The sequence below is a fragment of the Bacillus sp. SIMBA_005 genome (assembly GCF_046535585.1).
GTDB lineage: Bacteria > Bacillota > Bacilli > Bacillales > Bacillaceae > Bacillus > Bacillus pumilus.
Genome location: NZ_JAWRWI010000005.1, coordinates 182903 through 206510, shown reverse-complemented (window position 1 = coordinate 206510; position 23608 = coordinate 182903). Strand labels below are relative to the sequence as shown.

Sequence of the window (23608 nt, the reverse complement as noted above, 5' to 3'; positions counted from 1 at the left end):
GGCATGCTCCCTCATGAGGGAGACATGTCTTTTTTGGTGATGGATTGCAGGTGCATCTGCAGCACGGAGCGTATGAGCTGAGGCGGTAAACGATGAGGCTGCAAGATTCCATTCAATGCAAGCCCATTGATGACCGCATAAAGGCGCTCAGTTTCGACTAAAAGATCGATATGATCGAGCAAAAGCCTATCTTCTTTTAATTTCATTAAACAATATTGGGTCATTTGGAAAAGCTCGTCATACATCTTTGCATTGAGTGGCTGTAAATCAGGTTCAGTCATCGACTTGACTGTAAAAGCCTGCCACACCTCCATTTCAAATCTTCGTTCTTCATCAAGTGGAAGAACCTGCTCCAATAACGCGAGAACATTTTCTTCCGTTGAACCTTTCAGCTGAAGTGCTGTCAACCGCTCTTTGACTCTTTCCTGAATCAATGTCATAGAGAAAAGAAATAGCTCCTGCTGTGTGGAGAAATAATGACGCATAGAGCCCGCTGAAATGCCAGCTTCTACCGCTACTTTTCGGACAGAAGCGTTTTCCAATCCATCTTGTTTAATCACTCTCATAGCAGCTTGAGCGACTTTTTGTTTTTGTTTATGGTGATCGACGATTTTTGGCATACATTGATTTTAGCACAGCTATTGTTTTTTTAACACAGTTGTGTTATTTTTTATTTAATACAATCGTATTAAAAAGGATGTGGGGAATATTGGTCGGTTTATTGATTGTGGCATGTGAAATTGGCTTTTGGCTGTTTATTCTGGTGGGGTTAACACTTCGTTATGTGTTTAGACTGAAAAAGTGGGGCGCCTTCTTTCTCATTTGTACACCGATTTTGGATCTCATTCTTCTTGCAGCGACGTATATGGATTTAAGGCAGGGGGCTGTGGCGAGTGTCATTCACGGGCTCGCAGCTGTTTATATTGGGGTGAGTCTTGCTTTTGGACATCAAATGGTGAAATGGGCAGATGTCCGGTTTGCTTATCGATTTGCAGGAGGCCCTAAGCCGAAGGGAAGACCAAAGTACGGGAAAGAGCGGTCTGTGTATGAAATAGTCGGCTGGACGCGGCATCTCGTCTCTTATGTCATCGGAGCTGGTCTACTATTTGGGTTATCCTACCTCATCCAAGCACCAGAACGAACGGAAGCACTGATGCAGCTAGCGAGAGTATGGGGAATGGTCCTAGCCATTGATTTCGTCATTAGCATCAGCTATGTGATCTGGCCGAAAAAACACCCGCAAAATATAGCCAGCTAATAGGAAAAGACAGGCAATATCATTCCGCCTGTCTTTTCTTATGATGAAAGCCCTTTGTAAATGGTGTCAATATTCCATTTCATCATCTTATAGTAGCTGTCCCCATCTTCACCTTTCTTTCCAATGGAGTCAGTAAATACTTTTCCTTTAATCGGAACCCCAGTTTCTTCAGATAGGCTTTCAAGGCTGCGTTGATCGACACTTGTTTCAAGAAAGAGCGCAGGCACTTGATGATCTTTGACAAAATGAATGATGCGCTTCATTTGTCCAGGTGTACCTTCATTTTCTGTGTTGATCTCCCAAATGTAGCCTGCCTCTAGTCCATAGGCATCTGCAAAATACTTGAAGGCTCCCTCACTTGTGACAAGACGCTTTTTATCTTTTGGCAGCTGGTCGAACTTGTCTTTTGCATCATCGTGAAGGGCTTGAAGCTTTTTAATATAGGCTTCTGTATTTTTTTCGTAATCCTCTTGATGCTCAGGGTCCGCTTGAATGAGCGCATCCCGGGCATTTTGGGCATAAAGAATCCCATTCTCGACATTCAGCCAGGCATGGGGGTCCTGCTGGCTTTCAAGTCCTTTTGAAGACAAGTGCTTTACTTTGACGCCTTTACTCATTTCGGCTACAGGTGCATCATCCCCGTCCTTGCCACTCGATTCGAGCAGCTTTTGAAACCAGCCGTTCCCTGTTTCAAGGTTTAAACCATTATATAGAACAAGGTCTGCATCCGTTGTATGCTGAACATCCTTTGGCAGTGGATCAAATTCATGCGGGTCTGTACCAATGGGAACAATGCTGTGAATAGAGACGTGCTCTCCGCCTACTTCCTTCACAATGTCATAAAGAATGGAGTAGGTCGTGACGACTTTTAATGTGCCGTCATCTTTGCCGGAATTATTTTGCTTAGTAGAACAGCCTGTGATGATCATAAGGGCAATGAATACTGCGGTCAAACGGATTGCAAATACCTTCTTCATATATGTCCTCCTTTTACATAGACGCTTCCTTTTTTAGCTGCGTTCGTTTTCGTTTAGATTTTAATGATCTCCATAGAATTCCTTGCTTTGGTGAAAGGATAAAGGCACTCCCGAATAAAATGGTCGCGACCAGTACGATAGAAGCGCCAGACGACAAGTTATACGTAAAACTAAGCCCAAGACCGGCAACAGCTGAAACTGCCCCGAAAAAAGCAGATAAATAGATCATGATCCATAGCCGGTCTGTTAAGAGATATGCAGTGGCTGCTGGCGTAATAAGCATGGCAACGACAAGAATAATCCCAACAGTTTGCAGTGAAGCAACAGTCACAAGGGTCAACAACGTCATGAGAAAATAATGGATCATTCGATTCGGTAAACCGTAAACCGAAGAAATGACCGGATCAAATGAACTAATGAGTAATTCCTTGTAGAAAACGATGACGGCCAGCAGGATAAAAATGCCGATGCCAAGTGTAATCCACATATCAGATGATCGAACAGCTAGAACGTTTCCAAACAAGATATGATATAAATCACTGGAACTTTTCAAAAATGTGATTAAAATGATCCCGATTGAGAAAAAAGCGGTGAAGACAATGCCAATCGCAGAGTCATTTTTAATGCGGCTGTTTTGACTCACATATCCAATGCCAATCGCTGTTAATACACCAGTTAAGACGGCCCCGAAGAAAAAGTTAATTCCCAGCATATAAGAGATGGCGACACCTGGCAGTACAGCATGCGATATGGCGTCTCCCATCAAGGCCATGCCCCGTAAAATGATAAAGCAGCCAATGACCCCGCAAATAATGCCTACCATCACGGATGTAAATAACGCTTTTTGTAAAAATGCATATTCAAAGAGTCCGGTTAAAAATTCCATTACGCGTCTCCTCCTGCTGATTTTAAGAATGGCAGCTGCGTTTCATATGCCTCCAGCATGACCTCTGGGCGAAGGATGTCGTGTACAGGTCCAGCTTTGATGAGTTTTTTATTTAACAAAACGAGATGGCTGAAGTAATCATCGGCTTTACTTAAATCATGATGGACCACTAAAATGGTTTTTCCTTCATCCCGTAATTCCTTCAAAATGCGAACCATCGTCTCTTCACTTGCCATATCAATCCCAACAAACGGTTCATCCAAACAGAAGAGCTGTGCGTTTTGCGCAAGTGCTCTTGCAAGGAAGACACGCTGCTGCTGACCGCCGGATAACTCACCAATCTGTCTTTTAGCAAAGTCCTGCATGCCGACCTTTTCTAAACAGTGGTAGGCATATGCCCGGTCTTCTTTTTTCGGACGTTTGATCAGGCCAAGCTTCGGATATGTTCCAAGTAGGACGGTATCCAGCACATGAATAGGAAACGTCCAGTCTAGATCATTTCTCTGGGGTACATAGGCGATCTGTTTTCTAACTTGTTTAAAGGGCTGGTCAAAAAAGCGAATATCCCCTTGGTCTTTTTCAATTAAATCCAAGCATGCCTTGAGTAAAGTTGATTTACCAGCACCATTTGGACCTATGATTCCTGTCATCGTTCCTTCCTGTATGGAAAGAGAGATGTTCTCTAAAGCATCCTGTCCATGATATGAGACATGAAGACGGTCAATTGTTAAAGCATTTGGCATCTCTTGCAGCCCCTTTCAATCATCATTGCACTTCCTAAAGATATATGCATACATTAAATAATTTTGACTAAAGGATGAAATGATTCTCTAATGCTAATTTGTTTCCTTAGGGAAACTTTTATTTTATTCTAAGCGTATGTCCTTCTTTTGTAAAGAGAAAAGCTGTACTTATTCTGTCGGAGGGCAAACGATCGTTTTTATGTTATGCGCAGAGCGGGGGACATGAGCTTGGTTTATTGAAAATCCGTGTGACAGAATGGGATATAAAAAACCAATTATTTCTTCATAAATGATTGACAGAAGATAAGAAATCCTCATATAATAAGGATAATCTAATATATGAATATATGCTCATATATAAAGTTTTTAATTTTTAATAGGTTGAATCGATCCAGGGAACGTTACTTATCATATAGAAAAAGGTGAGAACATGAAAAAGATGAAGGATGAATACGTATTAAGCGGTCTTGATTGCGGCAACTGTGCACGTAAAATAGAAACAGGTGTCAGCAAAATGGATGGAGTGGAAGCCTGCTCTGTTAACTTTGCGACAGGCACCTTGACTGTGACGCATGCAGATAAGCAAGAATCGATGTCGAAGCGAATTGAAAAAACTGTTCAGTCCATTGAACCTCATGTGAGTGTATCACCGAAAGAAGATGGTCATCATCACGATCATGATCATGGGACGAAAAATTTAAAAACGATCGTGCTGAAATTAATTGGCGGTGCAGTCATTGGAACAGCCGCTTTCTTTATACCTGAAGATGGTGTATTAAAGTTCCTTATGTTTTTCGCAGCATATTTACTAGTCGGCGGTGATGTGGTTTTTAAAGCGCTGAAAAATATCGTGCGCGGCCAAGTGTTTGATGAGAACTTTTTAATGACCATTGCAACAGTTGGCGCTTTTGTTATTCAGCAATATCCAGAGGCACTGGCAGTGATGCTCTTTTACCAAATTGGAGAGCTCTTCCAAGGGGCGGCAGTGAACCGTTCAAGACGTTCAATTAGTGAATTAATGAATATACGTCCAGAATACGCGAATCTAAAAGTCGGAAATGAAACGAAAAAAGTGAATCCAGAAGAAGTAAAAGCCGGTGACCGCATTGTCGTGAAGCCTGGTGAAAAAATTCCGCTAGATGGGCTCGTTATCGAGGGCTTCTCACTTGTTGATACCTCTGCATTAACAGGGGAGTCGGTGCCGCGGGATGTAGAAGCGGGAAAAGAAGTTCTTGCAGGATTTGTAAATCAAAACGGTATACTGGAAATTGAAGTCCAAAAAGAGTTAAGCGAATCGGCAGTGACGAAAATTTTAGATTTGGTTGAGAATGCAAGCAGCCGAAAAGCACAGACAGAAAATTTCATCACAAAGTTTGCTAAATATTATACTCCGGCTGTCGTCGTGCTCGCTTTATTGCTTGCCTTTGTGCCGCCGCTTTTGATTCCATCAGCACAATTATCTGACTGGGTGTACCGGGCACTTGTCTTTCTCGTGATCTCTTGTCCTTGTGCTCTTGTTGTATCCATTCCATTAGGATTTTTCGGGGGAATTGGGGCAGCGTCTAAGCGAGGCATCCTTGTCAAAGGCAGTAACTATTTAGAAGCATTGAATGCAGTGAAATACGCGGTATTTGATAAGACGGGCACGCTTACAAAAGGAAACTTTACAGTGACCAATATTGCCACAGCCAGTGACAAGTGGTCAGAAGAAGAGCTGCTTTCTTTTGCAGCACTAGCAGAAGCCCATTCCTCTCACCCTATTGCAGAATCAATTAAAGCGGCTTACAGCTCACCGCTTGATGAAAGCCAGATCGAAGCATACGAGGATATCGCGGGACATGGAATTAAAGCGACCATCAGCGGTTCTCACGTCTTAGCGGGAAATCATCGCTTGATGGAGCGAGAAGGCATTGCGTATGAAAAAGAAAAAAGAAGCGGAACCGTTGTGTACATGGCGATTAACGGTGAGTTTGCCGGTTCAATCTTGATCGCAGATGAATTAAAGGACGATGCCATTGAAGCCGTATCTGCTCTAAAAGCGTCTGGAATTCAAACCGTCATGCTCACTGGTGATGCTAAGCAAGTTGGAACTGCGGTCGCTAAGCAAATTGGCATTGATGAAGTACATGCAGAATTATTACCGCAGGATAAAGTATCGAAATTAGAAGAAATTGATCAGAAAAAATCGCCTCAAGAAAAGCTATTATTTGTTGGGGACGGCATTAATGATACACCGGTATTAGCAAGAGCGGACATAGGAATTGCAATGGGAGGGCTTGGTTCAGATGCAGCTGTCGAAGCGGCTGATATCGTCATTATGACGGACCAGCCATCAAAGGTAGCAGAAGCCATTGCTGTCGCAAAACGAACAAGAAGGATTGTCTGGCAGAATATCGCATTTGCTCTTGGTGTCAAAGGCATTTTCCTATTACTCGGTGCATTCGGTATTGCGACGATGTGGGAAGCCGTCTTCTCAGATGTCGGTGTCACCGTACTCGCTGTTTTAAATGCGATGAGGGTCATGAAATAAAATTGTAAGGAAAATTTCATGAATACCATCTTTCATAATGGACCCCCTCTTGTTAAAATAGAAGAAGTTGGATAATGGCATTTCCCTGAGCTATTATCCTTTTTCTTTTTTTAAGGAATGAAAAAGATAAGGTAGGTGCTTATGTGAGTAAGAAAAATAATCAATCTTCATCCATTAAATTTGCTGTCATTTTAACCATCATCGCAGCCCTTCTCATCGGTTTATTTGTTGTGATTGGAAACAAGAACAGCCAAGAAGCACAAACAGTTGACAGTAAGCCTTCGATGAAAGGACAGCCTGTCTTAGGAGACAAAAATGCAGCGGTGCAAATTGTCGAGTTTGGGGACTACAAATGTCCGTCATGTAAATCATTCGAAACAGACATTTTCCCAAAACTGAAAGCAGACTACATAGATAAAGGCGATGTATCATTTTCATTTATTAACTTGCCACTGCCTGTTCATGGAGATGGCGCAGTGTTAGCAGCACTAGCTTCTGAAGAAGTATGGAAAGAAGATCCAAAAAACTTCTGGGCATTCCATGAAGCTGTCTATCAAGCACAGCCAGATAGTGAAGCAGAATGGGTGACGCCTGCTAAGCTGACTGAACTGGCGAAAAAGACAACAAAAATTGATACGGACAAACTCAAAGATAACTTATCAAAGAAAACGTATCAGCCGCAGCTGAACACAGACGATCAGCTTGTGAACAAATACAAAGTGAATTCAACACCAACGATTTTCATTAACAATAAACAAGTTCAAAACTTCTATGACTATGATGAAATCAAAGAATTAATTGATCAAGAGCTGAAAGGGAAGAAATCATGAAGAATAAGCTTATTTACTTGTACAGTGCTTGGATTGTCTCGATCGTTGCAACGATGAGCAGCCTGTATTTAAGTGAAATTAAAAAGTTTATTCCATGCGATATGTGCTGGTTTCAGCGCATTTTCATGTACCCGCTCGTGCTTTTACTTGGAATTGCTACGTTCCGGGGTGATGTCAAAGTGAAGTATTACGTACTGCCTTTGGCTGTGATCGGTGCTTGCTTTTCCATCTATCATTATATGGAACAAAAGATTCCAGGCTTTGCGTCGATTCGCCCTTGCCTGAGCGGCATTCCTTGTTCTGTTGATTATTTGAACTGGTTTGGTTTTATCACCATTCCGCTGTTAGCACTTATTGCATTTATTCTGATTATCATCAGTATGCTGCTCTTAAATGCAAAAGAAGATTGAGAGATAGCCTGCTTTTAAGCGGGCTATTTTTTATTTTTGCAAAAAGATAAAATTTAAAGAAAATTTGTATTGCTTTTCGCTTATGTCAGATATACATTAAGGGAGTAGTATGAGATGATCAGATCATGTAAGGAGATAAGCGGAAAATGGCATGGGAAGTCTTAAGTATCATTGGTATTATCGCATTCGCCATTAGTGGTGCGATAGTGGCAATGGAGGAAGAGTACGATATTCTTGGTGTGTACATTTTAGGGATTGTGACAGCATTTGGCGGTGGAGCGATTCGGAATCTATTAATTGGTCTTCCGGTGTCTGCTTTATGGTCACAGGGCAAGATGTTTACCATTGCTCTTGTATCCATTACGATTGTGTTTCTTTTTCCAAAGCTTTTGCTCAAGCACTGGAGCACATGGGGGAATTTCTCGGATGCGATTGGGTTAGCAGCGTTTGCGATCCAAGGTGCATTATTTGCTGTGCAAAGAGAGCTCCCGCTCAGTGCGGTCATTGTGGCAGCCATTTTGACTGGAAGCGGAGGCGGAATTGTGCGTGATTTATTGGCAGGGCGCAAGCCGCTTGTGCTAAAAGCGGAGATTTACGCAGTCTGGGCAGCACTTGGCGGCTTACTCGTAGGACTCGGTTTAGCACAAGGAGAGATTGCTTTGTATTTGCTGTTTCTCATCCTAGTCGTATGCAGAGTGTGTTCCTACCTATTCAAATGGCGGCTTCCCGCTAGGTCTTATTTTTTAAATAAAGGGTAAAACGAGAAAAGAGCGATTTCGCTCTTTTTTTGTGTTTAATACGAGCTGGATGTCAGCAGGTAAGAGAGTTTTCGTGTAAAATAAAAACAGGATCTTTTTGTTCATCATTAGAACAATGCATGTGATGAAAATTTTGTCAGCTGGCTGAATATGTGGATTCAGTCTTTTTTTGCCTAGATGGATTGTTATGTGTTGGTTTCTCTTTTTGCGGAATACTAAGAAGGCATATATCACAGAACGGATGAATTTTTGAAATGAACACATCACTGCATGTAAGCAAAACTTGACAAAAACATGAATGAAGGAGGGACACGTATTAGTGGAGATTTTTTTAGCAGTGCTCGTACTACTAGCACTCATTGCATCATCTAATATTATCAATCGTTTTGTCCCCTTTATTCCAGTCCCGTTAATTCAAGTGGGCTTAGGAATACTGGTGGCAGCTTTTCCTTCAGGTTTACATATTTCTTTAAATCCTGAACTATTCTTCGTTTTATTCATTGCGCCGCTGTTATTTAATGACGGGAAGCGTACCCCAAGGGATGAGCTGTGGAAATTAAGAGCGCCGATTCTTCTGTTAGCCTTAGGTTTAGTCTTTGCGACAGTCATTGTGGCGGGATATACCATCCATTGGATGATCCCAAGCATTCCGCTTCCAGCCGCATTTGCACTTGCAGCAATTTTATCACCGACAGATGTGGTAGCAGTCAGTGCTCTTTCCAGCCGTGTGAATATGCCAAAGGGCATCATGAGACTTTTGGAAGGCGAGGGATTGATGAACGATGCATCAGGACTTGTTGCCTTTAAATTTGCCATTGCAGCAACAGTGACTGGCGCTTTTTCAATTGCTGAGGCATCCTTTAGCTTTGTCCTGATTGCCGCAGGTGGTCTATTGACTGGATTTATTCTATCCTTTTTTATCATTCGTTTTCGCTATTTTCTCCGCCGTTTAGGAATGGACGATGTCACGATGCACATCATCCTGCAAATCCTTACACCATTTGTTATCTATTTAGCAGCTGAAGAAATTGGTGTATCCGGCATTTTAGCCGTTGTTGCTGGTGGTGTGACACATGCCATTGAGCAGGATCGAATGGAAGCAAATTTAGCCAAACTGCAAATTGCTTCATCAAACACATGGAATATTATTTTATTTATATTAAACGGACTTGTTTTCGTTATTCTAGGACTGCAGATTCCTGATGTATCGACAGTCATTTTCCAGGATGAAGCGTTTAATAATTTGCAGGTCATCAGTTACATCTTAATCATCACGCTATGTCTCATGATTCTGAGATTTTTATGGGTATGGCTCTTCTGGGCAGGTAACTGGAGTGTAACGAAAAAGCAGAATGTGAAAAAACCGAAGCTGCGTGCTTCGATGCTGATGACATTCTCTGGTGTTCGTGGAGCTGTCACTTTAGCTGGTGCCTTCTCAATACCATTTACGCTTGCGGACGGATCACCGTTTCCTGAACGGCATTTGATTATTTTCCTCGCAGCAGGCGTCATTTTATGTACACTCATTTTAGCTAGTGTGCTACTGCCTCTTCTATCTGAGAAAAAAGACAAACAAATCGCTGTGGATTTGGATACAAAGATTCAGCATGCGAAACGGAAGCTGCTGAGAAGTGCGATTAAAACGCTAAGAGAAGGAATGAATGAAGACAACAGAGAAGTGTCTCTTGCGCTCATCAATGATTACCGAATGAAGCTGCGTAATATCCAGCGTGAGCCGTACCAATTCGGGATGAGAAGACAAGAGAAAAAAATCAGGCTGCACGGAATTAAAGCGGAACAGATGAAGCTCCAACAGCTCATTGAGGAAGAGAAAATCGATAAACATGAAGCCTATGAGCTGCAAGAAAGATTTCATGAGCTCGAAATGCTGTATTCAAACTCCTTCAAAATTCGTTTCTCAAAAGTGAAGTTTCTACGCTTGCTTCAATGGCTCCAATTATGGCGGCCGAATCAGCTCGTTTCCAGCGGTATTTTAGAAAACGAGGACTCGTACAAGCAAATCCGTAAGAAAACGGCAGAGGCTGCTGTGGACTCGATCAAACAGCATATGACCGATGAAAATAAACAAACGTGTCATCAAGTGATTGGCTTTTACAACCAAGTCATTTATCGCTGTGAACACGGTCCAAGCTTCTTTCAGCAAAAAGACCGTTCATTTGACCGGAAGAAAAAAGAGCTTAACTTCCAAGCTGTACAGACGATTCGAAATGAAATTCAAACTTTGTATGAAAATGGTGAAATCAATCGTGATATTGCCCATCATCTAAGGGAGTATATCAATGATATGGAAGCTGTTCTTCTGACCAATACGTAATGTTGTCATCTCCTCCCCTATGTTTTATGATGATGAAAGAGAACAAGCAGGGGGAGATCAATGATGGCGTATTATGGAGCAATTGAAGCTGGCGGTACAAAGTTTTGTTGTGCAATCGGCAATGAGCACGGGGACATTCTCGAAGAAATGACGATACCTACAGAGCACCCAGAAAAAACATTACAAAAGCTCATCCCATTTTTCAAGCAGCATGACATTGAAGCTTTAGGGGTCGGCTCCTTTGGACCGATTTGTGTCCAAAAGGACGACCCTTCCTATGGTTATATCATGAACACGCCGAAAGTAGAGTGGAAGCATTACCCGTTCATCCCAGAGCTAGAGAAGCAATTAGAAGTCCCAGTATCTTTTACAACAGATGTAAATGCGGCAGCTTTAGGTGAATTAACAAAAGGAGCAGCCAAAGGGCTGAATAGCTGTATGTATATCACGGTCGGTACGGGTATCGGTGCTGGCGCTGTTGTAAAAAACGAGCTTCTTCACGGTCATTCGCATCCAGAAATGGGGCACATCCTTGTCAGGCAGCATGAATCAGACGTGTTTGAAGGAGTCTGCCCAGCGCATGGGACGTGTTTAGAAGGACTGGCCGCTGGACCAGCGATTGAGAAAAGGTGGGGGAAATCTGCTAAAGAGCTCACAGAGGAAGAATCAGTTTGGACACTTGAAGCCGACTATTTGGCGCAGGCACTGATGCAGTACTCGCTTATTTTAAGCCCAGAGCGCATCATTATGGGCGGGGGCGTCATGAAGCAAAAACAACTGTTTCCACTAATTCGAGAGAAGCTTGCTGCTTATCTCAATGATTATGTAGACCTGCCGCTGCTTGATTCATATATTGTCTCTCCAGAACTTGAAGACAAGGCCGGCATGACAGGTGCTTTGCTGTTAGCCATCGAAGCGAAGAAAAACGTCTGATAATAGAGTTTTAATGGACAACGTGAGATAATGAAAAAGATGGAATCTATGAAAAAGGTGGTTGTTAAAATGGTTAAAAGCTTGAATGATACCGTAACACTGAATAACGGAGTGGAAATGCCTTGGTTTGGTTTAGGTGTATTCAAAGTGGAGGACGGCAATCAAGTGGTAGATGCCGTAAAAGCAGCCATACGAAACGGATACCGCAGTATTGATACGGCTGCCGTTTATAAAAATGAGACAGGCGTAGGCAAAGCAATTAAAGAATCTGGCGTGAAACGAGAAGATTTGTTCATTACGTCTAAAGTATGGAATACGGATCAAGGCTATGACAAAGCGCTGGCTGCATTTGACGCAAGCTTAAATCGATTAGGCCTTGATTACTTAGACCTCTATTTGATTCATTGGCCTGGCCCAAATGCAGAAACATTTAAAGACACATGGCGTGCGCTTGAGAAGCTTTACAAGGATGGGAAAGTGAGAGCCATTGGCGTCAGCAACTTCTACATTCAGCATTTAGAAGAGCTATTAAAGAATGCTGAAGTTGTTCCAGCCGTGAACCAAGTTGAATTTCATCCGAAACTGACACTTGTCGAACTGCGTCAATACGCAAAAGAAAAAGGCATTCAAATTGAAGCGTGGTCTCCGCTTATGCAAGGAAAGCTATTAGATCATGACGTATTAAAGGACATTGCTGCACGCTACAACAAATCCGTTGCACAAGTTATCTTGCGCTGGGATCTGCAAAGCGGCGTCGTGACGATTCCTAAATCAATCAACGAAGAACGTATCAAACAAAATGCAGATATTTTTGATTTCGAACTTTCAAAAGAAGACATGGAAAAAATCGATGCATTAAACAATAACGAGCGCGTCGGCTCGAATCCAGAGACGATGACGGTTGGGTTTGAATAAATAAAAAATCCTCTTTCTCATGTGAGAAAGGGGTTTTTTTATGTACTGCTTCTACGAACAGCCAAAAGCATCATAAAAGATAAGATCACAATACAGATCGTCCATGCCCAAGCAAGTTCCATACGCCCAGAATCAATCGCCACATAGATAGCGGTTGGGAGTGTTTGGGTTTTTCCTGGGATGTTGCCGGCAAACATTAAGGTCGCTCCGAATTCCCCAAGGGCTCTTGCAAAGCTAAGGATGCTGCCTGACAAGAGGGAAGGCAGGGCAAGAGGTACAGTAATATAGGCAAAGACTTGGAATGAATGAGCACCATCTACTTTTGCAGCCCCTTCAATATCTGACTCAATTGTAGAAAAGCCCGCCTTTGCTGATTGATACATGAGCGGAAATGCCACGACAGTCGATGCAATGACCGCCGCCCACCATGTGAAGATTACCGGCTGATGGAAGATCCATTCAATCGCGCCCCCTATTACACTATGCTTTCCGAATACGATGAGCAATAAAAAGCCAACGACTGTTGGCGGGAGAACGAGCGGCATCATCAGGAGCGTTTCCACAATCATTTTCCCTTTAAAAGTAGTTCGCGCCATCCAAAAGCCAATTGTTGTGCCAAAGACAGTGGCCAACAGTCCGCTAACGATGGCCACTTGAACGGACAGCCAAATGGGTGATAGAAAGTCTTCAGTCAGCATAGGCATTACGACACTTGAAAGCCGTATTTCTTAAAAATTGATTTGGCTTTATCAGATTGAAGAAATTCAAAAAAGGCCTTGGCTTCTGTTAGATGTTTTGTCCCTTTGACAATCCCTACTGGATATATAACCGGGGAGTGCATGTCCGAATGTGCCTCAGCTGCAATCTTTACCTTTTTGGAGACGAGGGCGTCTGTTTTATACACAACACCAGCGTCAACATTTCCTGTTTCGACGTAGCTTAGAACTTGCCGCACATCCTTGCCGTAGACTGCATTCTTTTTCACTTGGTCCCATATGTTCAGTTTTGTGAAGATCTCTTTGCCATATGTACCTGCAGGAACCGATTCAGGTGTGCCAAGAGCAATCTTTCCTTTTATGTGCTGGACGTCTTGAAAGCTTTTAATAGAGGAAGAGCCATCTTTTGGCACAATAAGGACTAGCTCGTTTTGTATGGCGTCCTTGATATAATCTTGATCAATGTCTCCGGATTGAACAAGTTCATCAAAAGGCTCCTCAGCTGCTGAGAAAAAGAGATCCGCTTTTGCTCCTTGAACGATTTGCTGCTTCAATGCGCCGGATGACCCGTAGTTATTCGTTAATGTCACATGTGGATGCTGTTTGTGAAAGGAGGCTTCAATTTCCTTTAGTGCATCCTGAAGACTTGCCGCTGCTGAAATCACAAGCTCTGTTTCTTTATTCGAATTAGATCGCTTCATCTCTGTTTGGCATCCACTCAGGAGCAAACATATGGAGATGAGGGCTAAGAATGTATACTTCATGTTCACACCTCTTATCATTTAATATCATGTAGTTCCCTTTATTATAAGCAAACTTATTTGAGCATTCATAGGCTTTCAGCAAAAAGAGAGAAGAAAAAGCCGCCAAATGGCGACTTTTAGCATGACGACAAAGGAGATCGTTTTATCCTGTTTACTGCTGATAAAAACGCAGCAAATTCCCATTGATCACCTTGTCTGATAAGGAGAGCTCTTTGTTGGCTTTTTCTATATAGGGCTGACATACCTCATCCTGCTTCACGGGTTCTTTTGTTTTTTGATCATAGCAGGTGTTTTTTGTATAGAGATAATCATCTGTAATAAAGTTCCCGTTTCTCAATACAGCGAAAGGCGTCCGTTCATTTGAAAATAAATCATTGCCAAATTGAATGGAATCCTTCGTTTCAATCCCTAGTAAGTGAAGAAGTGTAGGCTTCACGTCCATTTGACCAGCTGTTTCAGAAATCGTCTGCGGTGCTTGATCCGTGACACCAGGAATGTAAATCAAAAATGGAACACGCTGCAGTTTGACCGCATCAAACGGTGTGATTTCCTCTTGATTGAGCAGCTGTGCCATTGCCTCATGATGTGCCTCAGAGATGCCATAATGGTCACCCATGAGGACAAACATCGTATTGTGATACAATCCTTCTTCTTTCATACGATCAAAAAACATCTTAATCGCTTCATCTTGATAGCGGACGGTCGTCACATAGCGGTTTAAAATAGTGCTGGACGAATCATATTCATCAATAAACTGATCCTTCGGGTCAATTTCAAATGGAAAATGATTGGTCAAAGTAATGAACGTACTGTAATAAGGCTGCTTCAACTTTTTTAAATGATCAACGGATTGATCAAAGAAGTCGATATCCTTTAAACCCCAGCCAGTGGAATTCCGTTCATTGACATCATATGAATCGACATCGTAAAAACGATCAATTCCTAGAGATTCATACATCACATCACGATTCCAAAACGTTTTATTATTCGCATGAAATTGGACGGATTGATAGTTTTCTTTTTTCAACTGCTTGTATAATGTGTCATATTCATTGTCACTCGCTGTGAAAAAAACAGCGCCGCTGCTAGAAGGATAGAGAGAATTAGCGACAATAAACTCTGAATCGGACGTCTTCCCCTGCTCTGTCTGCTGATAAAATTCATCAAAATAAAAACTCTTTTTAGCCAATTGATTTAAAAAGGGAGTGATATATTGTCCATTCACCTTTTGATTCATGACAAATTGCTGCGTCGATTCAAGTGAAATGAACACAACGTTCTTGCCTTTAGCTAGTCCGAAGTACTCTTCGTTTGGTGCGCTGTAATCAGCCTTTGTGTAGTTTGCTACAGTAGAAAGCGTATCTTCATCTGCAAAAGCCTTTTGTCCAATGCGTGCCGTTTGGGCAGCACCGTCGTACAGATGAAATTGGAACAGCCCGAGGTTTCTAACAATGACTTCACGATCATAAGAGCTTGTCAGAAATCTAGGGTGATCCATCATAGCTGAACTGACATGAAACAATAGGAAGCTGCAGCAGATCGCATAATATGTTTTGATCGTCTTGTATGACGCTTTTGGGGCTAATGGTCTGCGCTTGAGCAGCCAAGCAAGTACGACAAAATCAACGAGCATCAGCACAAAAAGCGGGTGGAATAATTCCGTCATACTGCTGCCCATATCTCCCATGTTCTTCGCTTGGAATAGCACGGGAATGGTAATGAAATCAATATAAAAACCGTAAAAGATCGTATTCGATATAAGAATCGCCGTGAGAATAAAATTTGCAGTCAATAAAAAAACCTTTTGTTTGGTTTCATTTAAAAAAAGAGCTATCCCAAACAAAGGGAGTAGAAAGCTAAGTGGATTGATCAAAAGCAGCCATTCATGAAACAGATTGGCTGTTCGTATGTGAAAACCTAGTTGATAAATGATGTATGTTTTCATCCACATAAAGAGGATGGAATACACTAAAAACCAGTGATTTTTGAAAAACGCTTTCATCTATGTATCTCCTCACCATTCTGTATTCAGCTGCAAGGCAAAAACACTTATCTTAAACCTACTAAAAAAATGAGGAATGATCAATTCATATCTTATCTTTTTCAAAACTCTTTTTTATTCTGTTAGATCTGGATGGGGATAGACATGCCGCAGATGACTGCGATGTAATAGCAGGTGACGACAGTGAGAGCAGCTAGTACAACTTGTTCTCCTGTGCTGCCTGTTTTGACATAGAAGGGGAGACGCACTTTAATGGAAGCTGGAAATAAAAATTTAATGCCGTTTACTGTTCCAGCATCAAGGATAAGATGGCTCGCCATTCCAACTAATAAACCAATACTTAGGCTGTCATTTGGAATGTATGTTGTTGCTAGAAAATAAATGATCAGCAGAAATAATAAACTGTGAGTAAACGTGCGATGACCGAATACGCTGCTGATCAGGGCCGAGAGCAGCGGAAATTTTCTACCGATTTTACTTTTTGTATGGCAAAGATCGGGGATCAAAGCACCTGCTGATCCAGCTGCAGCCATGATGACTGGGTCGAATCCGTAGTAGTAGGCGACGGCCGTTGAGGCGGCGATTCCGCCCATAATGTGTGTTTTTCCTGTCATGATGCGTACTCCTGTTCTATTTTTTGTTCAAGTATTCACTATATCAAGGGTGAATTCATTCAGCAAGGCTTATTTCTAAAGAAAAAAAGGACAAAAGGGTTGGCTGATTGGTAAAACATTCTATAATAAGGAGGAAGTCAAGTTGATACTAACGATAAGGATGCGATTCGGATGGGTAATGCAGACATTTTAAAAGAAATTGTTCTTGTACATTATGAAGTCAGCCGTAAATTAAACCGCAAGTTACTTGAGTTAGAAAAAGACATCACGCCTCCGCAGATATATGCTCTTACTATTTTGATACAAGGCAAAGTATCACATGCCGAAGAGCTGAAACAAAGGCTCTCTTTAAACCCAGGTGCAGCCTCCATTGCACTCAATAAATTATGTGAGCAGGGCTATATTCAGAGAGAACGGGACAAAGATGACCCCTCGCTCGTCCGATTAGAAGCCACCGAAAAAGGGCAGGCGATTTATGAAAAGCATACACGTCTTTTCGGAAAGGTGATTCAGCATATGATGTCAGACTTCACAAAGGAAGACTTAAAGACCTTTTTGACGTATCTGCAAAAAATGAGACAGACCTTTCATGATGATTGAGCCTTTCCACTTTGTATAATGCGGCGCACTGTAGCACAAATTAAACAGGCAACCGCATTTTATAAAAAGGGAGGAAACAGCGATGTCATTTTTCCAAAAGGATAAAAAGGCGAAAAGCGAGAAAGACCACAAGCAAGTAGATCAGCTGTTAGAAGAAGCAAGCAAAGAGCTAGCAGGCGATCCGCTTCAGGAAGCTGTACAAAAGAAGAAAAATAACGATCAATAAGCAGGTATAGGGCAGAGAAAAAGATCTCTGCCCTTTTTCTATGTTTTTCCCTTTGACAGAAGTGAGAATGTTTGATAACCTTCGTGTAGTAAAAATGAATAGAAATCCTCACGCTATGTCTCAGTGAGGTAGAGGTTGCGCGGATGATGAGTCACTCATGGGAGAGATGGAATCGAAGATCATGAGAAAAAAGGCATCAGCGCCGAAGTGTAGAGAGAGCTCCAACTTTCTTTATGCTGGGTCTGCATTGAATAAATGCAGGACTGCCACGTCTTTGAAGCGTGGAGGGCTATCCGGAGATCAAGGTGTATGTTTTGAAAAGCATGGACTGTTGTTCAGGCTTTTTTTTATGTTCTGAGTACTGAAGATAAGGGTATGCTGTTAAGAAAGTGACCCATAATGAACATAAAGAATACAAGTCATTGCTTCACAAATATATCAATGAAGATACTGCCGGGTCTGGTCCGAAGTGAATATAACGGAGGTACGGAAATGGAACAGACAAAAAAATGGGGTTTTTGGTTATTGACGGCTTTTGTCGTCGGAAATATGGTAGGTTCAGGCATCTTTATGCTGCCAAGTACGCTTGCCCAGCATGCGAGTCCTTTAGGTGTGACGATGGCATGGCTTGTCACAGGTGGCGGTGTGCTGATGATTGCACTTGTTTTTGGGCATTTGTCCATTCATAAGCCGCAGCTGACGGCTGGACCACAAAGTTATGCAAGAGCGCTTTTTAACGATCCGAAAAAAGGGAAAGCGGCCGGTTTTACAATGGTTTGGGGATATTGGGTAGCAAGCTGGATTAGTAATGTCGCGATTATTACGAGTCTTGCTGGTTATTTAACGACATTTTTCCCAATTCTCACCGTGAAGACGGAAATTTTCACCTTTGGTAAAGAAGCGATCACACTAGGTCAGCTGACCACGTTTATTGTATGTACCATTCTTCTTTGGGGAACACATACGATCTTAATTACAAGCTTAAGTGCTGCAAGTAAATTAAACTTTATTACGACCTTTTCAAAGGTACTTGGATTTGTCCTTTTTATTGTTGCAGGGTTATTTGCATTCCAAACGGCATTATTTGAACATTATTACTTCCCAGTTGCAGCAGAGGGCGAAGGAATGCTCGGACTTGGGGGCCAAATTCATCATGCGGCCATTTCCACACTATGGGCATTTATTGGCATCGAGTCTGCTGTCATTTTATCAGGAAGAGCGTCCTCGCAGCGCGATGTGAAACGTGCAACGATTACAGGACTTTTAATTGCACTTTCTATCTACATGATTATTACTTTGATTACAATGGGCGTCCTGCCGCACGATCAGTTGCAAGGCTCAGATAAACCATTCGTTGACGTGCTTCAGCTTATTATTGGGCCGGCTGGCGGAATTGTAATGGCATTGCTTGCGATTATTTGTTTATTTGGCTCGATGCTTGGCTGGATCTTACTTGGTTCAGAAGTACCGTATCAAGCAGCAAAGGCTGGCGATTTCCCGGCAGTATTTGCAAAAACAAACAAAAAAGGCAGTCCTGTTTTTGCTTTAACGGTTACAAACATTATGTCACAGCTGTTTATTTTCTCAGTGATGTCTCGTACGATTAATGAAGCTTTTACCTTTTTAACGACATCAGCGACACTTGCGTATCTCATTCCGTATATTGTGTCTTCGATCTATAGCTTTAAAGTCATCATGCAAGGTGACACGTATGATCTTCAAAAAGGGAAGCGAACAAGAGACGGAATCATTGCGCTTGTTGCGATGGGGTATTCCGCTTGGGTCATTATTTCAGGAACAGCTGATTTTAAAACATTTGGACTTGGCATCGGTCTGTTCTTAGTAGGTATTTTGCTTTATCCATTGATGTCAAAAGGATTTGCCAAAGGAACGGTATAAGGGAAACGTTTCTCCGTATATGGAGAAACGTTTTTTTATGATTCAGATGTTAAACGGTCCACAATAAACTCAAGCTGTCCTTCTAGTGACACTGGGTCATTAAAGAAGTAACCGACAGGATCGATTTCAAATACGTGTTTATTTTGTACAGCAGGAAGTGATGCCCAAATGCTGCTTTCATACACCTGGTCTCCTTTACTTTTTGAACCGCTCCATGGACTAGTGAAAATATAGTCGCCTGCGTATTCTGGCAGCTTTTCAAGGGAAATGTTTGCATAGCCGACGCCGCTGTCGATGGCATCTTTTTTAACTGCCTTTGGTGCACGTAATTTCAGCTCATCATAAATAATTTCGCCTCCGCGTGCAAAGGTGTTTCCAAAGATATAGATACCTTTATCAAAGGGTGACACGATTGAAACGGTTTTGCTGCCGACCGCTTTTGTTACTTTAGGCTTTACCTCAGCTATTTTTGTATCCCATTTTGTGATCCATTCTGCTGCTTTTTTCGGTGTACCTGTCATTTTACCGAATTCTTTCAGCTGATCTTTAAAGGAATATTGATTGTATTTAATGGCAACGGTTGTCGCAATTTTTTTGTATTGATCAAATTTCTCGTCTTCTCCCCAAGCAATAATCATATCTGGCTTCAAAGCGGCGACCTTTTCGACAGAAGGGGATGTTCCAAGGTTTTTGACACCATCTGTTTTGCCTTTATAGAAAGGGTTTTTAAAGATGGGGGCAGTTGCAGCAATCGGCGTCTTGCCAAGTGTCACGAGGTCACCGTAGTAGCTTTCTGCCAAAAGCACAATTCGTTTTGGATCTTTAGGGAGTTTGACTTCGCCTTTCACGTCCTGATAGGTGATTGTGTCATCCTGGTTGGCGCCAGACTTTTTATTTGAAGTGCCGCTGCAAGCAGCTGTAAAAAGCATGAGAAAGGCTAAGGATATCAAAAGAAATCCAGATCGTTTTTTCACAAAGATTCTCTCCTATTCACGTTCTTATGATAATGATTCTCAATTTCAATTATATCGTAACACGATGGAATGAAAAATGCATCGGCTATGTTAGGACCTAAAGAAAAATGGTGAATTTCTCCCGGTTTTTTGATGAAAATAAAGAAAATGTTCAGAACAATGATTTCAAAAAGGAAAGAAAATGATATACTAGACTTCGAGATTGATAATCATTATCACTGATAAGGAATAGATATGAACGGAAAGGAAGAGACTGGTTTTGGGCTCACAATCGAATAAGCAGCTGCCAGCCAAGGACGATGCAATGGATATTGTCACGAAGCCTTTTGGAACAGCAGCTGTTGTCATCATAGGAATCATCGCTTTAGCATTTGGTCTTTTTTTATCGGTATCATTAGGAGCAGCAAATATTCATCTACACACGGTATGGGAAGCCATTTTTCATTTTGATCAAGAGCAAACTTCACATCAAATCATTCGGGAATTGAGGCTGCCGCGTACAGTTGGGGCTGCACTCGTCGGTGCCTTTTTAGCTGTATCTGGTGCCATCATGCAAGGGATGACAAGAAATGCGCTTGCGTCTCCTGAAATTATGGGTGTGACAAATGGCTCTGCATTTGCGATTGCGATAGCATTTGCATTTTTCCCTGGCCAATCATCTTTCACATTAATTCTTTGGTCATTTGCTGGAGCCGCACTCGGTGCATCTATTGTGTTTGGTGTCGGTACCCTGTCTAAGGGAGGACTAACCCCAGTGAAGCTCGCACTAGCGGGTACGGCGGTTGGAGCTCTTTTAAGCTCGATCTCTTCAGCAATTGCCATTCGGTTTGACGTCGCTCAAGACATGAGTTTTTGGTACGCAGGCGGCGTGGCAGGCTTGAATTGGAGCAACATTCAGGTCGTTATTCCAGTCGCCATCGTAGGGCTTGTGATTGCGATGATCCTTGCTCGCTCGATCACTGTACTGAGCTTAGGTGATGAATTGGCTAAAGGGCTCGGGCAGTATACGAAAACGGTCAAGGTGCTAGGAATATTGGTCGTGATTCTTTTAACCGGTGCTGCTGTGTCAGTGGCAGGCTCAATTGGCTTTATCGGGCTTGTCATTCCCCATGTCACTCGATTCTTGGTCGGAGTGGACTACCGGTGGATCATCCCTTGCTCAGCTATTTTAGGGGCCATCTTGTTAATTTATGCAGACGTTGCTGCAAGACTGGTCAATGCTCCATTTGAAACACCAGTTGGTGCCATTACTGCGATTATAGGCGTTCCTTTCTTCTTATACTTAGCTAGACGTGAAAGGAGCGGAATTTAAATGGAAATGGTGCAGCAGGCAAAGAAAAAGAAATATAAACGAACGATGCTGATGATCTTTTTAGCCATCGTCGTGGTATTTTTGATTAGTTTAAATACCGGAGAAATTCGTATTTCTCCGATAGATACATTGAAAACATTTTTTGGACTCGGAAGTGACATGGATGAGCTGGTGCTGTTCGAATTTAGACTTCCAAGAATGATCATCGCTTTACTTGTTGGTGCTTCTATTGCTGTTTCAGGAGCTATCTGGCAAGGTGTTTCTCAAAACGGCTTAGCTGATCCTGGTATTCTTGGTGTGAATGCGGGCGCAGGGTTTGCTGTTGTGCTTTTTATCTTTGCATTTCAAGGCACGATGTCGAACTTAGGTCATTTGACGATTTTTGTACTGCCGCTTTTCGCATTTGCAGGTGCAGCCTTTGCTGCATTTCTTATCTATGTGTTAGCGTGGAAAAAAGGCATCACACCTGTTCGCTTGATTTTAACGGGTATTGGCGTCAATGCTGCGTTTTCAGCAGCAATTGTGGTCATTCAATTAAAAATGAGCCCAAATGATTTTAACCAAGCCATTGTGTGGTTATCAGGAAGCATTTGGGGCTCAAGCTGGACGTATGTCCTATCAGTTTTGCCATGGATGCTTATTTTCCTTGTGTTAGCGCTTGTGAGAGCACGCTACTTAAATATCATGAATTTAGGTGACCAGCTGTCCTATGGATTAGGGATTTCAGTTCATAAAGAAAGAAGCTTTATGATGCTGATTGCCGTTGCATTAGCAGGTGCAAGTGTCGCTGTTGCAGGGAGTATCTCTTTCTTAGGGTTAGCCGCACCGCACTTGGCGAGAAAGCTTGTTGGACCAAAGCACCAAGGAATGATACCAGCCTCCGCGTTGATTGGCGCACTGTTATTATTACTGGCGGATACACTCGGCCGTGTCATACTTGCACCATCAGAGGTGCCAGTTGGTCTAGTCGTTTCTGCTTTAGGTGCACCTTACTTCATTTACTTATTGATGAAAACGAACTAATGAGGGAGGAGAAAAACATATGAAATCGCTTGAAACAGAAAAGCTATGTATCGGTTATCAGGACCGTTTGATTGTAGAGGATTTAAATATCAGTATCCCAAAAGGCAAGGTGACAACATTGATCGGACCGAATGGGTGCGGGAAATCAACAATTTTAAAAACAATGTCCCGTATCATGAAGTCCAATCAAGGCGCTGTTTACTTAAATGGTCAGGCTATTCATCAAACGCCTACAAAAGAAATTTCAAAACAAATGGCGATCCTACCGCAAACACCCGAAGCACCAAGCGGACTGACAGTGTATGAGCTGGTGTCATATGGACGTTTCCCACATCAAAATGGATTTGGTCGCTTATCAAATGAAGATAAACGAATCATCAGATGGGCACTTGAGGAAACGGGCATGATTGCTTTTCATGACAGGCCAATTGAAGCACTTTCTGGTGGACAGCGTCAGCGTGTATGGATTGCAATGGCACTTGCCCAGGAAACAGAACTGCTTCTATTGGATGAGCCGACGACGTATTTGGACCTGGCACATCAGCTCGAGATTCTTCAGCTGCTAGAACGGTTAAACAGAGAACAGGGACGAACTGTGTTGATGGTCATTCATGATTTGAATCATGCCGCACGTTTTTCTCATTACATGATTGCTCTCAATCAAGGAAAAGTCATCAAAGATGGGTCGCCTCATGAGGTCATGACCAAAGAGGTGCTTGGTCAGGTATTCCACATTGATGCAGAAATCGTACTTGATCCTAGAACGAATAAGCCGATCTGTTTAACATATGATTTGGTGAACCATGAAAGAAAGCTAGAAGCTGTGAATGGATAATAGAAGTAAAAGGAACTCGGTGGAATAGCCGAGTTTTTTTTGCGTCTCTGAAACTTCCTAGTACCACC

General features: G+C 42.3%; 23 protein-coding genes and 1 riboswitch. Of the genes, 14 read left to right on the top strand and 9 right to left on the bottom strand.

Going from position 1 to position 23608, the window contains the following annotated elements:
* Nucleotides 1–11: 11 nt before the first annotated feature.
* Nucleotides 12–620 carry a TetR/AcrR family transcriptional regulator gene (locus tag SB660_RS10450; protein ID WP_410582431.1) on the bottom strand — a complete coding sequence of 203 codons (609 nt, stop codon included), beginning with the start codon at nt 618–620 and terminating at the stop codon, nt 12–14.
* A gap of 89 nt (nt 621–709) precedes the next feature.
* Between SB660_RS10450 and SB660_RS10445 the strand changes: the two genes are divergently transcribed.
* A complete protein-coding gene (locus SB660_RS10445) occupies nt 710–1258 on the top strand; it encodes a hypothetical protein (RefSeq protein ID WP_410582429.1) in 549 nt (182 codons plus the stop codon).
* A 38-nt stretch (nt 1259–1296) separates the two neighbouring features.
* Here the strand turns inward: SB660_RS10445 and SB660_RS10440 are convergent, their stop codons facing one another.
* From SB660_RS10440 to SB660_RS10430, 3 genes are read right to left on the bottom strand one after another with little or no spacing between them, the layout of a single operon-like run.
* Nucleotides 1297–2235 carry a metal ABC transporter solute-binding protein, Zn/Mn family gene (locus SB660_RS10440; protein WP_410582427.1) on the bottom strand — a complete coding sequence of 313 codons (939 nt, stop codon included), beginning with the start codon at nt 2233–2235 and terminating at the stop codon, nt 1297–1299.
* Between the two features lie 13 nt (nt 2236–2248).
* On the bottom strand, nt 2249–3121 hold the full coding sequence (locus SB660_RS10435) for a metal ABC transporter permease (protein WP_144461805.1): 873 nt from the start codon (nt 3119–3121) through the stop codon (nt 2249–2251).
* Nucleotides 3121–3864, bottom strand: coding sequence for a metal ABC transporter ATP-binding protein (locus tag SB660_RS10430; protein WP_180310096.1), 744 nt, complete (start codon nt 3862–3864; stop codon nt 3121–3123). Before SB660_RS10430 ends, SB660_RS10435 begins: the two co-directional genes overlap by 1 nt.
* 430 nt (nt 3865–4294) lie before the next feature.
* Between SB660_RS10430 and SB660_RS10425 the strand changes: the two genes are divergently transcribed.
* The 7 genes from SB660_RS10425 to SB660_RS10395 all read left to right on the top strand — a co-directional run bounded on the left by SB660_RS10425 (nt 4295) and on the right by SB660_RS10395 (nt 12575).
* Nucleotides 4295–6394: a heavy metal translocating P-type ATPase gene (locus SB660_RS10425; RefSeq protein WP_180310097.1), complete on the top strand. Its 2100-nt coding sequence runs from the start codon at nt 4295–4297 to the stop codon at nt 6392–6394.
* Between the two features lie 143 nt (nt 6395–6537).
* Nucleotides 6538–7224, top strand: a complete 687-nt coding sequence (locus SB660_RS10420; RefSeq protein ID WP_268466715.1) for a DsbA family protein — start codon at nt 6538–6540, stop codon at nt 7222–7224.
* Nucleotides 7221–7634 (top strand): disulfide oxidoreductase, encoded by a 414-nt coding sequence (locus tag SB660_RS10415; RefSeq protein ID WP_012011257.1) that lies wholly within the window; start codon nt 7221–7223, stop codon nt 7632–7634. The genes SB660_RS10420 and SB660_RS10415 overlap by 4 nt, the downstream gene beginning before the upstream one ends.
* Before the next feature lie 146 nt (nt 7635–7780).
* The gene (locus SB660_RS10410; RefSeq protein ID WP_003212961.1) at nt 7781–8392 is read left to right on the top strand and encodes a trimeric intracellular cation channel family protein; all 612 of its coding nucleotides are present in this window, start codon (nt 7781–7783) and stop codon (nt 8390–8392) included.
* A 319-nt stretch (nt 8393–8711) separates the two neighbouring features.
* On the top strand, nt 8712–10727 hold the full coding sequence (locus tag SB660_RS10405) for a Na+/H+ antiporter (RefSeq protein ID WP_410582422.1): 2016 nt from the start codon (nt 8712–8714) through the stop codon (nt 10725–10727).
* A 63-nt stretch (nt 10728–10790) separates the two neighbouring features.
* On the top strand, nt 10791–11660 hold the full coding sequence (locus tag SB660_RS10400) for an ROK family protein (protein ID WP_410582556.1): 870 nt from the start codon (nt 10791–10793) through the stop codon (nt 11658–11660).
* 69 nt (nt 11661–11729) lie between these two features.
* A complete protein-coding gene (locus SB660_RS10395) occupies nt 11730–12575 on the top strand; it encodes an aldo/keto reductase (protein ID WP_180310101.1) in 846 nt (281 codons plus the stop codon).
* A gap of 38 nt (nt 12576–12613) precedes the next feature.
* Here the strand turns inward: SB660_RS10395 and modB are convergent, their stop codons facing one another.
* The 4 genes from modB to SB660_RS10375 form a co-directional block, all read right to left on the bottom strand.
* Nucleotides 12614–13279 (bottom strand): molybdate ABC transporter permease subunit, encoded by a 666-nt coding sequence (gene modB / locus SB660_RS10390; protein ID WP_410582420.1) that lies wholly within the window; start codon nt 13277–13279, stop codon nt 12614–12616.
* Nucleotides 13279–14055 carry a molybdate ABC transporter substrate-binding protein gene (modA, locus tag SB660_RS10385; RefSeq protein ID WP_061409602.1) on the bottom strand — a complete coding sequence of 259 codons (777 nt, stop codon included), beginning with the start codon at nt 14053–14055 and terminating at the stop codon, nt 13279–13281. Before modA ends, modB begins: the two co-directional genes overlap by 1 nt.
* Nucleotides 14056–14206: 151 nt before the next feature.
* The gene (locus SB660_RS10380; RefSeq protein WP_061409600.1) at nt 14207–16057 is read right to left on the bottom strand and encodes an LTA synthase family protein; all 1851 of its coding nucleotides are present in this window, start codon (nt 16055–16057) and stop codon (nt 14207–14209) included.
* 122 nt (nt 16058–16179) lie between these two features.
* Nucleotides 16180–16671, bottom strand: coding sequence for a metal-dependent hydrolase (locus tag SB660_RS10375; protein WP_410582417.1), 492 nt, complete (start codon nt 16669–16671; stop codon nt 16180–16182).
* Nucleotides 16672–16842: 171 nt separating this feature from the next.
* On the opposite strand from SB660_RS10375, the gene SB660_RS10370 reads away from it, so the two are divergent.
* From SB660_RS10370 to SB660_RS10360, 3 genes are all read left to right on the top strand, one after another.
* Nucleotides 16843–17271, top strand: coding sequence for a MarR family winged helix-turn-helix transcriptional regulator (locus SB660_RS10370; RefSeq protein WP_058013693.1), 429 nt, complete (start codon nt 16843–16845; stop codon nt 17269–17271).
* 82 nt (nt 17272–17353) lie between these two features.
* Complete coding sequence (gene sspJ, locus SB660_RS10365) at nt 17354–17497, top strand: small acid-soluble spore protein SspJ (protein ID WP_003213383.1); 144 nt, start codon at nt 17354–17356, stop codon at nt 17495–17497.
* A 121-nt stretch (nt 17498–17618) separates the two neighbouring features.
* A riboswitch (Lysine riboswitch) is annotated at nt 17619–17797 on the top strand.
* A 192-nt stretch (nt 17798–17989) separates the two neighbouring features.
* On the top strand, nt 17990–19396 hold the full coding sequence (locus SB660_RS10360; RefSeq protein WP_058013694.1) for an amino acid permease: 1407 nt from the start codon (nt 17990–17992) through the stop codon (nt 19394–19396).
* A 35-nt stretch (nt 19397–19431) separates the two neighbouring features.
* Here SB660_RS10360 and SB660_RS10355 read toward each other — a convergent pair whose 3' ends face one another.
* Complete coding sequence (locus tag SB660_RS10355; RefSeq protein WP_410582414.1) at nt 19432–20370, bottom strand: iron-hydroxamate ABC transporter substrate-binding protein; 939 nt, start codon at nt 20368–20370, stop codon at nt 19432–19434.
* Nucleotides 20371–20629: 259 nt separating this feature from the next.
* On the opposite strand from SB660_RS10355, the gene SB660_RS10350 reads away from it, so the two are divergent.
* From SB660_RS10350 to SB660_RS10340, 3 genes are read left to right on the top strand one after another with little or no spacing between them, the layout of a single operon-like run.
* Nucleotides 20630–21682 carry a FecCD family ABC transporter permease gene (locus SB660_RS10350; RefSeq protein WP_410582412.1) on the top strand — a complete coding sequence of 351 codons (1053 nt, stop codon included), beginning with the start codon at nt 20630–20632 and terminating at the stop codon, nt 21680–21682.
* Nucleotides 21683–22705, top strand: a complete 1023-nt coding sequence (locus SB660_RS10345; RefSeq protein WP_410582410.1) for a FecCD family ABC transporter permease — start codon at nt 21683–21685, stop codon at nt 22703–22705.
* 19 nt (nt 22706–22724) lie between these two features.
* Nucleotides 22725–23540: an ABC transporter ATP-binding protein gene (locus SB660_RS10340; protein ID WP_169055691.1), complete on the top strand. Its 816-nt coding sequence runs from the start codon at nt 22725–22727 to the stop codon at nt 23538–23540.
* The last annotated feature ends 68 nt before the right edge of the window (nt 23541–23608 follow it).